This is a genomic window from Pseudomonas sp. KCJK9111 (genome assembly GCF_046231935.1).
GTDB classification, from domain to species: domain Bacteria; phylum Pseudomonadota; class Gammaproteobacteria; order Pseudomonadales; family Pseudomonadaceae; genus Aquipseudomonas; species Aquipseudomonas parafulva_B.
This window is the reverse complement of the sequence record NZ_JBJJMO010000007.1, coordinates 53,981-67,341: the sequence shown is the minus strand read 5'-3', so window position 1 is coordinate 67,341 and position 13,361 is coordinate 53,981. Positions and strand designations below refer to the sequence as shown.

General features: G+C 62.5%; 12 protein-coding genes and 1 tRNA gene. 1 reads left to right on the top strand and 12 read right to left on the bottom strand.

The genetic code is table 11. The features are described from left to right. Positions 1-27 precede the first annotated feature (27 nt). The 11 genes from ACK59L_RS05065 to ACK59L_RS05015 form a co-directional block, all read right to left on the bottom strand. On the bottom strand, positions 28-1,854 hold the full coding sequence (locus ACK59L_RS05065) for a S9 family peptidase (protein ID WP_409272219.1): 1,827 nt from the start codon (positions 1,852-1,854) through the stop codon (positions 28-30). Beyond that, the gene (gene pqqE / locus ACK59L_RS05060) at positions 1,820-2,980 is read right to left on the bottom strand and encodes a pyrroloquinoline quinone biosynthesis protein PqqE (protein WP_196134822.1); all 1,161 of its coding nucleotides are present in this window, start codon (positions 2,978-2,980) and stop codon (positions 1,820-1,822) included. The genes ACK59L_RS05065 and pqqE overlap by 35 nt, the downstream gene beginning before the upstream one ends. After that, positions 2,952-3,227, bottom strand: a complete 276-nt coding sequence (gene pqqD, locus ACK59L_RS05055; RefSeq protein WP_196134823.1) for a pyrroloquinoline quinone biosynthesis peptide chaperone PqqD — start codon at positions 3,225-3,227, stop codon at positions 2,952-2,954. The genes pqqE and pqqD overlap by 29 nt, the downstream gene beginning before the upstream one ends. After that, positions 3,224-3,979, bottom strand: coding sequence for a pyrroloquinoline-quinone synthase PqqC (gene pqqC, locus ACK59L_RS05050; protein ID WP_409272216.1), 756 nt, complete (start codon positions 3,977-3,979; stop codon positions 3,224-3,226). Before pqqC ends, pqqD begins: the two co-directional genes overlap by 4 nt. Before the next feature lie 40 nt (positions 3,980-4,019). Further along, complete coding sequence (gene pqqB / locus ACK59L_RS05045; RefSeq protein ID WP_027913610.1) at positions 4,020-4,931, bottom strand: pyrroloquinoline quinone biosynthesis protein PqqB; 912 nt, start codon at positions 4,929-4,931, stop codon at positions 4,020-4,022. Positions 4,932-5,015: 84 nt separating this feature from the next. Beyond that, positions 5,016-5,087, bottom strand: a complete 72-nt coding sequence (gene pqqA / locus ACK59L_RS05040; protein WP_003243383.1) for a pyrroloquinoline quinone precursor peptide PqqA — start codon at positions 5,085-5,087, stop codon at positions 5,016-5,018. Between the two features lie 126 nt (positions 5,088-5,213). Continuing rightward, positions 5,214-7,541: a pyrroloquinoline quinone biosynthesis protein PqqF gene (gene pqqF / locus ACK59L_RS05035; RefSeq protein ID WP_409272214.1), complete on the bottom strand. Its 2,328-nt coding sequence runs from the start codon at positions 7,539-7,541 to the stop codon at positions 5,214-5,216. A gap of 47 nt (positions 7,542-7,588) precedes the next feature. Continuing rightward, positions 7,589-8,395, bottom strand: a complete 807-nt coding sequence (locus ACK59L_RS05030) for a carbon-nitrogen hydrolase family protein (protein ID WP_409272212.1) — start codon at positions 8,393-8,395, stop codon at positions 7,589-7,591. 13 nt (positions 8,396-8,408) lie between these two features. Beyond that, a complete protein-coding gene (locus ACK59L_RS05025; protein WP_409272210.1) occupies positions 8,409-10,091 on the bottom strand; it encodes a flavin monoamine oxidase family protein in 1,683 nt (560 codons plus the stop codon). A 184-nt stretch (positions 10,092-10,275) separates the two neighbouring features. Continuing rightward, positions 10,276-10,737, bottom strand: coding sequence for an Lrp/AsnC family transcriptional regulator (locus ACK59L_RS05020; protein WP_409272208.1), 462 nt, complete (start codon positions 10,735-10,737; stop codon positions 10,276-10,278). An 81-nt stretch (positions 10,738-10,818) separates the two neighbouring features. Beyond that, complete coding sequence (locus tag ACK59L_RS05015; protein ID WP_409272206.1) at positions 10,819-11,961, bottom strand: Fic family protein; 1,143 nt, start codon at positions 11,959-11,961, stop codon at positions 10,819-10,821. A gap of 292 nt (positions 11,962-12,253) precedes the next feature. Here ACK59L_RS05015 and ACK59L_RS05010 point away from each other — a divergent pair, with 292 nt between their 5' ends. Then, positions 12,254-13,210: a tetratricopeptide repeat protein gene (locus ACK59L_RS05010; protein ID WP_409272204.1), complete on the top strand. Its 957-nt coding sequence runs from the start codon at positions 12,254-12,256 to the stop codon at positions 13,208-13,210. A gap of 74 nt (positions 13,211-13,284) precedes the next feature. Here the strand turns inward: ACK59L_RS05010 and ACK59L_RS05005 are convergent. Next, positions 13,285-13,358: transfer RNA gene (locus ACK59L_RS05005), tRNA-Ile, on the bottom strand. Between the last annotated feature and the right edge of the window lie 3 nt (positions 13,359-13,361).

Genomic DNA, 13,361 nt, shown 5'->3' with positions numbered 1-13,361 from the left:
GCTCACGGATGGCCGTGAGCCGCCGGCTCAATGCTGCTCAAGCACCTTGCAGTAGAATCGCCATTCCTGATCGAGCGCATGCTCCAGGTTACGGGCCTTGCGAAACCCGTGCCGCTCGCCCTCGTAGAAATGTGCCTGGGCTTCGATGCCATTGGCATTGAGCGCTGCAAGCATGGCGCGGGTCTGCTCTGGCACCACGACCGCATCCAGTTCCCCTTGAAAGAACACCACCGGCACCTTGATTCGCTCGGCGTGCAGCAGCGGCGTGCGCTGCCGGTAGCGCTCGGCATCCTGGACCGGATCACCGATCAGCCAGTCCAGGTAGTCACCCTCGAACTTGTGCGTGGCACGCGCCAGTGCCACCGGGTCGCTGATGCCATACAGGCTCGCGCCTGCCCGGAATACGTCCGTGAACGCCAGTGCGCAAAGAGCGGTGTAGCCGCCGGCGCTGCCGCCCCGGATGAATACCTGGGTTTTGTCGATCAGGCCATCGGCAGCCAGACGCTCGACGGCTGAGCAGGCATCTTCTACATCGCTTTGGCCCCAACGCAGGTGCAGGGCATGGCGGTACTCACGGCCATAGCCACTACTGCCGCGGTAGTTGAGGTCGGCAACGGCGAAACCTCGCTGAGTCCAGAACTGGATTCTCGGGTCGAGCACGGGATAGCAGGCCGAGGTCGGGCCGCCATGAATGAAGACGATCAGCGGCGATGGCTTGATACTGCCGGCAGCCGGATAGAAAAAGCCATGGGCCAGCGCCTCTCCAGCCCCGCAATGAAATGACTGGGGCAAGCTGATCCGATGCGCCGGTAATACCTCGGCGCCACCGGCCAGTACGCTCACTTCATGGGTGTCACGGGCAATCGCAATGACTGCCGCAGGGCTGATGGGTGAGGCGGCGATGGCATACACGCAGGTGGCGTCCATGGCCAGGTGGCGGAAGCGGGTGTAGGCGCTGGCGAACCGCTCGCTGCGACCATCGGGCGTGCGCAGGCCCAGTTGCCCGAAACCTGCTTCGAACCAAGTGGCCAGGTAATGCTGTGGCCCGAGTGCCAGCCAGGTACTGGCGCCCAGTTGCCACGGTGCTGCGGCATGGTCGGCAGGCTCGCTTGCCAACGCTTGCCAGCTGTCATCAAGCTCACCCCTCGGCTGCCAGAAACCGTTGCGATCGGACAGGCAGTACAGACGGTTAGCCGTATCGAAGCGAGGTTGCTGCAGCGATTCATCGCCCGCTGCTACCGTTTGCGCTGCCCCCCATTGGCCGCTGGCCTCGCGACGGCAGGTCATCAGCCGCGTTACCGTCCACGGCTGCGCCGGGCGGTCCCATTCGATCCAGGCCAGGCGCTGCCCGTCCGGGCTGACCGTGGGCGCGGCGTAGAAATCGGCGCCTTCGGCCAGCACCTGACGCGTCCCCTCGGCCAAAGCCACCAGGCGGTGCTCCACGGTTTCGCCATGGCGCTCCTCCACAGCCAGGACCTGCCCGCCATGCCATTGCACATCGCCATAGCGGCAGGCGGGGTCCTGGGTAAGGGCGCGCGGCGGCATGTTGTCCAAGGGCTGAGTGTAAACCTGCTGGTCCTTTTCGTTGACGAACACGAGGCCGTCCCCGCCCAGGCAGAAACTGCCCCCACCATATTCGTAGACACGGCTGCGTACACTGAAGCCGTCCGGGGTCAGGCAACGTGCCTGGTGATGATGCCAGTGCCAGATGCGGCAAGCGTCGTCGGCCGGCCGAAATTCGACCCAGAACAGGCCGGCATCACCGACCTTGAGTTCGGCGAAATCGGTGCCGGCGGCGACGGCCTGGGCGGCGGTGAATTCAGCCTCGGGCGATGACACGGGAGTTTCGTTCATTTCGGAAAGTCATCTGATCTATGGCGAGGTCGGCGCTTTGCGCCTGCTCGCGGGCCTTGAGGATCAAGCCATGGTCGGGCGACTTGGCGCATACCGGGTCGGCATTGCTGGCATCACCGGTGAGCATGAAGGCCTGGCAGCGGCAGCCACCAAAGTCCTTCTCCTTTTCATCGCAGGAGCGGCAGGGTTCTGGCATCCACTGGTAGCCACGGAAGCGGTTGAAACCGAACGACTCATACCAGATGTGTCGCAGGTCATGCTCACGCACGTTGGGGAACTGCACCGGCAACTGACGGGCCCCATGGCATGGCAGGGCGGTGCCGTCGGGGGTGATGGTCAGGAACAGATTGCCCCAGCCGTTCATGCAGGCCTTGGGCCGCTCTTCGTAGTAGTCCGGCGTGACGAAGATCAGCTTGCACGGGTTGCCTTCGGTCTTGAGCTTGTCGCGATACTCGTTGGTAATCCGCTCGGCCCGCTCCAGCTGATCACGGGTGGGCAACAGCCCAACCCGGTTAAGGTGCGCCCAACCGTAGAACTGGCACGTGGCCAGTTCGACGAAATCCGCATCCAGGGCGATGCACAACTCGATGATGCGGTCGATCTTGTCGATATTGTGCCGGTGGGTAACGAAGTTGAGCACCATGGGGTAACCATGGGCCTTCACGGCGCGGGCCATTTCCAACTTCTGTGCGAAGGCTTTTCTGGAGCCGGCCAGCAGGTTGTTCACCTGCTCGTCGCTGGCCTGGAAGCTGATCTGGATATGGTCCAGGCCGGCCTGCTTGAAGGCGGCGATGCGCGCCTCGGTCAAGCCGATACCCGAGGTAATCAGGTTGGTGTAGTACCCCAGCCGGCGGGCCTCGGCGATCAGCTCGGCGAGGTCCTGGCGAACCAGCGGCTCGCCCCCGGAAAACCCAATCTGCGCGGCGCCCATCTCGCGGGCCTGGGCCATGACCTTGAACCACTGCGCAGTGCTCAACTCCTGGCCCTGGGCTGCGAAATCCAGGGGGTTGGAGCAATAGGGGCACTGCAGCGGGCAGCGGTAGGTCAACTCGGCCAGCAGCCACAGCGGCAGGCCGACCTCGGGCGTGGGCGGTAGCTCAGGCAAGCTCGATCCAGTGTCCGGCACGGGCCACCTCCATGAACTGCTCGATATCGTCGGCCACTTCCGGCACATCGGGGAATTGCTGCTGGAGTGCGTCGATGATGGCTGCCACATCGCGCTGGCCGTCGATCAATCCCCCGATCAGGCTGGCGCTTTCGTTGAGCTTGATCATGCCTTCAGGGTAGAGCAGTACATGGCCTTTCTGGGCAGGCTCGTACTGGAAGCGGTAACCCTGGCGCCACCTGGGCACTTGCTGACGATCGAATTTCATAGAGTGATTCCTTTATGCCACACCCGCTCCTGGGTGACGGAGTGATAGGGCGGCCGGTTCAGCTCATAGGCCATGCTCATGGCATCGAGCATGCTCCACAGGATGTCCAGCTTGAACTGGAGGATTTCCAGCATACGCTGCTGCCCAGCCCAGCTGGTGTAGTGCTGCAAGGTAATGGCCAGGCCATGCTCAACATCGCGGCGAGCCTGGCCAAGGCGCGTGCGGAAATACGCGTAGCCTGCCGGGTCGATCCAGGGGTAGTGCTGCGGCCAGCTGTCCAGGCGTGATTGGTGGATCTGCGGGGCGAAGAGCTCGGTCAGCGAGCTGCTGGCCGCTTCCTGCCAACTGGCGCGACGGGCAAAATTCACGTAGGCATCCACGGCAAAGCGCACCCCCGGCAATACCAATTCCTGTGAGCGCAACTGCTCAGGGTCAAGGCCAACCGCCTGGCCCAGGCGCAGCCAGGCTTCGATGCCGCCGTCCTCACCAGGTGCGCCATCGTGGTCGAGCAAGCGCTGTATCCACTCCCGGCGTACCTCGCGATCCGGGCAATTGGCCAGGATGGCGGCGTCCTTCATCGGGATGTTGACCTGGTAATAGAAGCGGTTGGCTACCCAACCCTGGATCTGTTCACGGGTAGCACGGCCTTCATACATGGCTACGTGGTAGGGATGGTGAATGTGGTAGTAGGCGCCCTTGGCGCGCAGGGCCTGCTCGAACTCGGCAGGGGACATTGGCAGTGCATCGCTCATTCGGCTGGCTCCTGGAAGGCTGAGGTGGCGGGCAGGCCCGTTACAACTCGATGCTCATGCCGTCGAAGGCCACTTCCACACCGCGGCGCAGCACTTCGGCGCGCTCGGGTGAGTCTTCGTCGAGAATCGGGTTGGTGTTGTTGATGTGGATGAGCACTTTGCGCTGGCGCGCAAAGCCGTCGAGCACTTCGAGCATGCCGCCGGCGCCGTTCTGGGCCAGGTGCCCCATTTCACGGCCGGTACGCGTGCCCACCCCGCGGCGCTGCATCTCGTCGTCCTCCCACAAGGTGCCATCGACCAGCAGACAATCGGCGCCTTGCATCATCTCCAGCAACTGCTCGTCCACCTGGCCAAGGCCCGGGGCATAGAACAGCTTGCCACCGGTGCGGGTGTCCTCGACCAGCAGGCCAAGGTTGTCGCCTGGGTGCGGGTCGAAGCGGTGTGGGGAATAGGGCGGTGCCGCACTGCGCAGCGGGAAAGGGGTGAACCGCAGGTTAGGGCAGGCCTGGATGACGAAACTGCCTTCAAGCTCGATTCGGTTCCATTGCAGGCCGCCGTTCCAGTGGCTGAGCATGGTGAACAGCGGAAAACCGGTGGTCAGGTCCTGGTGAACCATGTCCGTGCACCACACCGGGTGCGGGCAACCTTCGCGCAGGCTGAGCAGGCCAGTGGTGTGATCGATCTGGCTGTCTAGCAGGATGATGGCGTCTATGCCGGTATCGCGCAGACCTCGGGCAGGCTGCATGGGCGCGAAGGCCTGGAGCTGTGCACGAATGTCTGGCGAAGCGTTGCACAACACCCAATGCACACCGTCGTCTGACAGGGCGATGGATGACTGGGTGCGGGCAGTGGCCCGCAGGGTACCGTCCCTGAAGCCTTTGCAGTTGACGCAGTTGCAGTTCCACTGCGGAAACCCGCCACCGGCGGCCGAGCCGAGAACCTGGATATACATGGGTGCTCTCTATGCTGTGCGGAAAGTCTTGTCCAAAAAACGAAAACGCCCCGGCAGGCCGAGGCGTCGTACCCTAAGCCGTGCTTAGCGGTTGGCGAAGTACATGGTGACTTCGAAGCCGATACGCAGGTCAGTGTATGCAGGTTTGGTCCACATGGGATTACTCCTTCCGAATGGGTTGAGGAACGCTTGACTACTACTTGGGTACCGCCATAGGCAGGAGGTTCCCTGAATCAGGGTTGCGCTATCTTACAAGAAAACCGTTCATCCGAAGACTGTGTATCAGGAAAGTTGCGTTGCACCAGGTGCAACAATCTCGCGCTGCTGCGGCTGAAAGTCAGGTGGCGCGGCAGCGTTGGCCAGACAGGTCCAGGGCGCCTGCCCATCGAGCAATGCATCCTGTAGCCTTTCCAGATCATGCTGCCGCACGTTGAGGATAGCCTTGCGTACGTCATCTAGCGTCCGGGGTTGTGTAGCCAGGTGTGTCTGCCAGGCCCACTCCACAACCTCGACATTGCTCATGACCGCTTCATCGAACTGATCGGCCAGCAGTTGCTGCGAGGGACCGTCCAGCGTGACGCGCTCGCGCAATAGCGTGACCACCTGTTCCAGAATCATGTCCGGGCTGGCGTGAGGCGATTGAACGCCGATCATCAGCCCGTGCACCCCCTCCACCTGGCGCAAGGCGCTGAACACCGCATAGCCCAGTTGCAGCTCGACCCGCAGACGTTGATAGACAGGGCCTTGCAGCAGGTGAGCCAGCAGCCTGCCCGCTGCCTCCATGCCCGCTGGCAGAGGGCAGAACACCAGCAAGGCATGTTCGCTGCCGTACCCGCCCACCGTGTACCAACGACGGGTGAGCGGCGGAACGGGAACAGGCGCGCCGCCATGGCCGGGCAGGCCTTGCAGGACGGCTGACAGTGCCTGCTGTGCATCTGCATCGAAACCGACGGCCAGCCCGTGCCAGGTGGCCTGCTGCCAGAGACTGTCGAGTTGGGGCTGGCTCTGTCGTGACCCGGCCACCGCTTGCACGTCGAGGCCTGCCACGGCGGTTGGCAACTGTTCCAGCAATGCCCTGATGGGCATGGGTTCACTGGATGGTCCAGCACGGTCAGCCCAACAGTCGGCCGGCGGGGCCTTCAACAAGGGCAGGGCAATCCCGATGGCGGTGACCACGGCCGAGGCGACGCCTGCACAGCGCAGCTCCCATCCCTGGCCCGCTCTGCTGAACTGTAGCTGTACCGAGGCGCGCTCACAGCGCGCTTTGAGTGGGGCAAGGGCTTGGTCCAGAACAGCATGCAGTGATTCCTTCAAAGCAAGGGGCACCTGCCAGCGTATAAGTAGGGCGGCGTGCTGACGCGCGGTGGGCAAGGCGTTGCTGATACTCAGCCCGCCGGCTAACGAACACTCACCGGTTTCAGGCAACCGCGTGTGCAGCAATGGCTCGCTCGAAGGGAACTGCCAACGGCCCAGGTCCGAACGCGGCAAGCTCGCCAGAAGCGCAGTAAAGGCGTGCTGCCCCTGTGTATCAAGCGCGGTGAAGGGAAGCCCTGCGCTGTCCCTGCGTGCCAGCTCCATGGCGCTGGCGCTGTGCTCACGGCGCTTTTGCAGACGCCCGAATTCTCGATTGAGCTGCGCAAAATCCGCGTTCTGCATGTATCCGAACCAGCCGTGCAGCAGGGCCATGGCCTGCCCAGTTGGCATACCGGCGCCCAGCGTCAGGTCAATGTGCCAGAGCAGCTGCCCGGCAAAGGCGTAGAGCGTTTCCACCTTGATGGCCTGCAACCCGCAGTGCTGGCGCGCGGCCGCGAGCCACATGCCGGGGCGACTGTCGTTCAGACAACTGATCAGCAGCGCCAGGGCCTGCTCAGCGCCGGCCGGCATCTGCTCATGGGCGAACAGTTGCCGGTTGCAGCTTGTGCCCAATGGGGGTGGAGGGCGCTGTAACACGCGCGCGCCGCTGGCGAACAGTCGAGCGGATTGCACGGCCAACTGTTCCAGCTCATCCAGGGACTGAGGGCCGCTCACCGCCAGCACCATCTGGCCACCCTGGTAATAGCCTCGGTGAAACTCGCTCAACGCTCGCTGGAAGGCGGGGTCTTGCAGCGGCAAGGTATAACGGTTACCGGCCTGGAAGGCCCGCAACGGATGCCCCGGCGCCACGGATTGCAGCAAGGCATGATGCGCCTGGGCCTGGCGGCTACGCGACCAGGCGATGAATTCGGCGTGGATCACTTCGCGCTCGTCGCGTTGGCGGGCGATGGCCAGGTCCGGCTCGGCCAGCATCTGGCACAGCCGCATCAAACCGCCCGCCAAGGCTGTGGGCGGGGTTTCGAAGAAAAAGTCCGTCGCCCGCTCGCGGGTACTGGCATTGACCTGGCCGCCGAGCGCCTGCACGTAGCGCATCAGGCCATCTTCCAGGGGATAGCGCGTTGTACCCAGAAAAAACAGGTGCTCGAGAAAATGCGCCAGCCCAGGCCATTTGGCAGGGGCATCATGGCTGCCCGCGTGCACCCTGAGCGCCGCCGCCGCGCGCTTGAGACGAGGGGCGTGGCGCAGGGTGAGCTGCAGGCCGTTGGCAAGGGTGAGCTGGCGGATGGTGTCAGGCATGGGGGCTCCGTGTGGTCCGACCATGCTAGCCTGCAAGCGGTGCGCTGTCAGTGATCCTGCTGGGGCGTTCGTCCGTGTAAGGCCTGACGCAGGTCGGTGAGGTAGGGGAAGGCCCGACGGCCCTGCACCACGGCTTGCTGTTCCAGCTCGGCCAGCAGCAGGCACTCTTCATGGCCTGCCATGCGCAATACGCCGCCATCCGGGCCGACGATGCTGCTTTGTCCGCAGTAGGCGATGGCGTCTTCTGCGCCGCAGTAGTTGGCATAGGCCAGGTAACACTGGTTTTCCTGGGCCCGTGCCCGCACCGTCACCTGGCAAACGAAGTCGTAGGGCTGCATGTTGGCCGTCGGGACCAGGATCAGTTCGGCGCCGGCCAAGGCCAGCCGACGGGCATTTTCCGGGAACTCGATGTCGTAGCAAATCAGCAGGCCGACTTTCCAGCCGTCCAGCTCGACGACCGGAAAGTGATCCGGCCCCTGCTCGAACATCGTGCGATCGAGCTCGCCGAACAGGTGCGTCTTGCGGTAGTTGCAAAGGCGGCGGCCATCGGCAGCGATCAATTGCACACTGTTGAAAACGGCACCGTTCGGATCCCGTTCCGGATAGCCGTAGGCGATGGCGATACCGCAGGTGCGCGCGGTCTGCACGATGTGCTGTGCTGACGGACCATCGCAGGCTTCGGCCAGTTGCTGCACCTGAGCCGAGCCGATGTTGTAGCCAGTCAGGAACATTTCCGGGCAAACCAGCAGTGACGCGCCCTGGCCGGCTGCCAACTGAGCCTGATCGCGCAACCGCTGCAGGTTGCCGGGCACATCCAGCGGGCCAGGCAGGGCTTGGAACAAGGCTATGCGCATGACAGCTCCTGGGTCAGTCGGCCAGCGCGATCGGGCCGATCTCGTCGAACACATCGCCCGGCCCCGGGTTCTCGGGGTGGGTGTGCCCGCCGAAGTGATTGATGATACCCCACACCGCATTGAGCGACGTCTGCACGGCGCCTTCCACCCAGGCAGGCGTCCACGACACATCGTCGCCAGCAATGAAGATGCCGCGTTGATCGGCGGGCATGTCCTTTTGCATGAAGTGGGCGTACATGCGTTGGTTGTAGCGGTAATGACCCGGCAAGGCGCCCTTGAAGGCTCCGAGGAAATACGGGTCCGCTTCCCACGACACGGTGATCGGGTCGCCAATGATGTGGCCGGCGATGTCGGTTTTCGGATAGATCTTCTTCAGCGCGTCCAAGGCCAGCTGCACGCGCTTCTCCACCGGGTGCGGCAGCATCTTCAAGGCATCGCTCATCCAGGCATAGGACAGGCAGATGACCCCCGGCTTGTCGTCGCCGTTATCGAACAGGTACGTGCCGCGGGTCAGGCGGTCGGTCAGGGTCATGCTCAGCAGGTCGCGGCCGGTTTCCGGGTCCTTGTCCTTCCAGAACGGCCTGTCGACCATGACGAAGGTTTTCGACGACTGCATGTAGCGGGTACGGTCCAGTGCCATCCACATTTTCTGGGAAAACAGCGATTCTTCGCAGTCGATCTGGGTGGTCAGCAACCACGTCTGGCAGGTGGCGAGCACGGCGCCGTACTGGCGGGTGTCCCCCCAGTTGTCGGTGACGGCCAGGCGGCCATCGGCAGCGCGCTGGATCCGCTTGACCCCGGTGCGGGGTGCACCGCCATGCAGGGAACGCAAGCTGGTGCCCTCGGGCCAATGGGCGCAGCGCTCGGGCCGATGGCGCCAGATACCTTGCGGTACCTGCTCCACGCCGCCCACGATCAGATGCTGGTGGTCGTCGCAGTTGGTCATGACCACCCGGAAGATCTCCAGCATCGAGTTGGGGAAGTCCGAGTCCCAACCGCCTGTGCCGAAGCCCACTTGGCCGAATACTTCCCGGTGCAGAAAACTGAGCTTGGCGAACGAACGCGAGGTGGCGACGAAGTCGTAGAAGGTGCGGTCGTCCCACAGCGGTACGAGTTTATTCCACAGCGCCTTTAGGCGTGGTACATCGCGATCACGGATGGCTTGCTGGATATCGGCGAATTGCGCACCGCTTTCCAGCGCGTCAGCCCAGGCATCGGCCACCTCATGGAACAGCTTGGGAAGATCGGCAGGGGTTTCGGCGTAGTAGGTTTGCCCTTCGAGGTCGATCACCGTGCTGCTGGAGGCCGAGCTCAATGGGTTAGGAAAGGGCTTGGTCTGCAACCCCAGTTTGTCCACGTAGTGATAGAACGCCGTGGACGACACCGGAAAGCGCATGCCACCCAACTCGGCGACGATGCCGTCGGTGCCATTGAAGGCTTGCGAGCGCAGCCGGCCACCCAGCTTCGAGGCTTCGTACACCACTGGCTTGAGCCCCAGTTTCATGAGCTCGTAGGCGGCCACCAGGCCGGCGATGCCGGCGCCGATGATCGCGACTTCCTCGCCGTGGCGTTGCGCCGGAATCGTGCCCAGGCCCGCCGGATGCTCCAGCCAGTCATCGAAGGCGAATGGGAAGTCAGGGCCGAAAATGGTGATGGGTTTCTTGCCGTCGTCAGGGTGCCGGTTGTTCTTGTTCATTGAAGGACCTTGCCAGAGCGGCTGCGCGATGTGCTGAGCCTGAGTATAGGAGACGTCTGGTGGTCATTTTAGAGAGGGGGCATTTCGTTATTAAGAAGCAGAATGAGGTCGAAATGTCTCAGGGTTGGTCATAGTGACGTGTTTGATGAGCACTTTGACGAACTCATGTTTACGAACGCGGGTATCAAAGCGCCTGACCGCGATCCACCTTGCTGCTGAGGATGATCGACGTGGTGGTTTTTTCGACGCCCTCGACGTTGCCGATCCGGTCCAGCAACTGGTCCAGTAGCTCCGGTGACTCCGTCTGCAGCCAGGCCACGTAGTCGAATTCGCCGCTCACCGCGCACAACTGCCGCACAGCGGCCATCGCGCTTAGCCGTTTGACGACCTCTTTGCCCGAGCGTGGCTGCACCTTGATGCCCACATACGCTTGCAGCCCACCGCCCATCACCTGCTGCCCCAAGCGCACGCCGTAACCGGAAATCACCTTGTTCTTCTCCAACCGCTCGAGCCGCGAGTTGACCGTGGTGCGAGCGATGCCCAACTGGCGCGCGAGCATGGCCACGCTTTCACGGGCATTGATCTGCAACAGGGCGATCAGCTGGCGGTCGATTTCATCCAGGGCGAACAGGCGGGGGTCTGGCATGGCGTGGCTCGGCGACGGGAAGTGGGGAGGTAGCCTAGCTAGCCTGGGTGGGTGGGGGCAAGGAGGCGTGCACGAGTGCGCTCAGCCTTTTCTTGGGGCTCGCTGTGCTATTTGATAACGGGTACTGCGGCCGCCTCCGGGCAGGCGTTCGATACAGCCTTTTTCCAGGAGGTCACTGAGGTGGCGAGTCGCAGTGGCTTTGGATACCTTCGCCACGGCTTGGTATTGCGCCGCGCTGATGCCTTGCTCGAAGCCGCGCTCGCCACCGTCGAGCAGACGGTTGAGTACTTTTACCTGCTCTGCTGATAACCCCTGGCCGCGGTGCACCTGCCAGAATCGCGCCTTTGCCAGTACCCGATCAATACGTACAAGAGCCTTTTCCAGGCTGTTGAGCAAGGTGGTGAGGAACCAATACAGCCAACGGGTGATATCCAGTCCGCTTTTCTGACTGGCTTCCAGGATACGGTAATAACCGGCACGGTCGTCGAGAATGCTCGCGGACATCGCATAGAAACGGATGGTTTGTCGTTCACCCTGCGCCAATGCCAAGTCGGTGAGCGCACGGGTAAGACGGCCGTTACCGTCATCGAACGGGTGTAGGGTAACGAACCAGAGGTGCGCGATACCTGCACGCAAGAAAGGATCCAGGCTCGCATCGCTGCGACTGCGCTCGAACCACGCTAGAAAGTCCGCCAGTTGTGTTTCCAATCCCGTCCGCGGAGGCGCTTCGAAATGGATTGTCGGGCGGTCGATCCGGCCGGACACCACCTGCATGGGCTCATCGCCGCGCAGTGTGCCGATGTGCAGAGGTCTCGCCAGCAACGGGTCATCGCTTGGAAACAACCAACGGTGCCAAATGAAGAGCCGTTCTGTGTCCAGCGTTTGTTGATACCCCTGAGTGGCATCGAGCAGCAATGCTGCCAGGCCTTCGGAGCGTGGTGTGGTCGATTGGCTTTCTTCGTTCAACCCTAAGCGCCGCGCCAGCGATGAGCGCACGGAACCCACATTCAGTTGCTCGCCTTCGATGGCGCAAGACGTGACGATGTTCTGCAGCAGGGCATCCAGGCTGCTTTGCACTTCAGTGTCATGCCCTACGGCATCGAGCATCCCCAATAGACGGCCTTGTACCTGGCCGCAGGCGCGCAGCAGCGGGGCAAGTGTTTCAGTTTGCCAGGTAAACGCTGGCCAATCGGGCTGCTGCCAGATCCATTGCGGGTCGTTCATGGGTAGCGTTCACGTGAGCCGATTAGCGAGCCTATTCGGCTCATTCAGTGAGCCGATAATGCCGGCTATTCGGCTCACTGTCTAATGAATGGAGGGAAAAAAGCGGCCTCATGAGTGGTTTCAACGCGGGCATTGGGTCCATAACGCCGATATGAAGATGAAAAAAAGCCGCACAACTGCGCGATTTCGCAGAGGCTGGTTCAAACCTGCTCAGCAGAGCATCGTCTTGTTGGCTTCTATACACGCCTCTAGAATGGGAGGCCCTCGCAAGGCAGGAAACACTATGTGGTTCATGAACAAGAAAACGCTCAGTGCCGAGCAGGCGACTGCGCTTAATGACCAGGGCTGGGCGGCGTTCCGAGAGCAGGATCTGGACACCGCGCAGGAGTGCTTCGAAAACCTTGCCAAAGCGTGTCCCGACGACCCGCGCTGGATGAATGGCGTTGGCGCGGTGAGCCTGGCGCGTGACGATCGCGCCGATGCCCATCGACACTTCCAGAGGGCCGCTGATCGTGACTATCCCGGCAGCCACTACAACTTGGGCATCATGGCCTACCAGGACGGTAATCACGAGGTCGCCAGCCGACACTTCCTGAGGGCTGCCGAGCACGATTATCCGGGCAGCCACTACAACCTCGGCAGCATGGCCTTTCAGGAGGGTGATCACGACACCGCCCGCCAGTACTTCCAGAAAGCCGCCGAGTACGATTGTGCCCGTAGCCACTTCTACCTTGGCAGCATGGCCTACCAGGATGGCGATCACGATGCCGCCGTCGAGCACCTCAACAACGCCGTGCGCCATGATCATCCCGAGGCGCTGAACCTGCTCGGCGACGTCCATCTGCATGCCGAGCGTTATCCGCAGGCTGAGCAGGCCTACCGGCGCGCGGCCGAGTTGGGCAATGTCGACGGCTACAACAATCTTGGCCTTCTGTACTTGCAGCTCGAAGATTATCAGCAGGCCAAGCAGGCGTTGTTGCAGGCCCTGCAATCCGACCACGTCTACGCCCAGCACAACCTGGCTGTGGCCTATCACCGTTTGGGCGAGCTGGAGGCGGCCGAGCGCTGGTACCTGATCTCGTTCTCTCTGCACGGTAACCTGCAATCGCTGGAGAACCTTGGGCATGTATATGGTGATACTGGGCGTGAGGTCGAGGGCCAGGCGCTGGTCGCGGCTTCCGACAAGCTCTACGAGGATCAGCCTCTCGATGATGACGAGCAGGCGTTGATCGACCGCTTGCTGGCCTGAGCCACGATAGCCTTGCTGCTAGCGCCGCCGACCCAAAAAGCCGAAAGCCGCGCTAAGCGCGGCTTTGAATATAGTGGGCCCACACGGACTCGAACCGTGGACCAAAGGATTATGAGTCCTCTGCTCTAACCAACTGAGCTATAGGCCCTCA

What these genes read in the sequence shown, in the direction of transcription:
- ACK59L_RS05010 (WP_409272204.1), top strand. Translation starts at nt 12,254, where the DNA reads ATGAACAAGAAAACGCTCAGTGCCGAGCAGGCGACTGCGCTTAATGAC.
- pqqD (WP_196134823.1), bottom strand. Translation starts at nt 3,227, where the DNA reads ATGAAATTCGATCGTCAGCAAGTGCCCAGGTGGCGCCAGGGTTACCGC.
- ACK59L_RS05065 (WP_409272219.1), bottom strand. Translation starts at nt 1,854, where the DNA reads ATGAACGAAACTCCCGTGTCATCGCCCGAGGCTGAATTCACCGCCGCC.
- pqqC (WP_409272216.1), bottom strand. Translation starts at nt 3,979, where the DNA reads ATGAGCGATGCACTGCCAATGTCCCCTGCCGAGTTCGAGCAGGCCCTG.
- ACK59L_RS05025 (WP_409272210.1), bottom strand. Translation starts at nt 10,091, where the DNA reads ATGAACAAGAACAACCGGCACCCTGACGACGGCAAGAAACCCATCACC.
- pqqF (WP_409272214.1), bottom strand. Translation starts at nt 7,541, where the DNA reads ATGCCTGACACCATCCGCCAGCTCACCCTTGCCAACGGCCTGCAGCTC.
- ACK59L_RS05015 (WP_409272206.1), bottom strand. Translation starts at nt 11,961, where the DNA reads ATGAACGACCCGCAATGGATCTGGCAGCAGCCCGATTGGCCAGCGTTT.
- ACK59L_RS05030 (WP_409272212.1), bottom strand. Translation starts at nt 8,395, where the DNA reads ATGCGCATAGCCTTGTTCCAAGCCCTGCCTGGCCCGCTGGATGTGCCC.
- ACK59L_RS05020 (WP_409272208.1), bottom strand. Translation starts at nt 10,737, where the DNA reads ATGCCAGACCCCCGCCTGTTCGCCCTGGATGAAATCGACCGCCAGCTG.
- pqqB (WP_027913610.1), bottom strand. Translation starts at nt 4,931, where the DNA reads ATGTATATCCAGGTTCTCGGCTCGGCCGCCGGTGGCGGGTTTCCGCAG.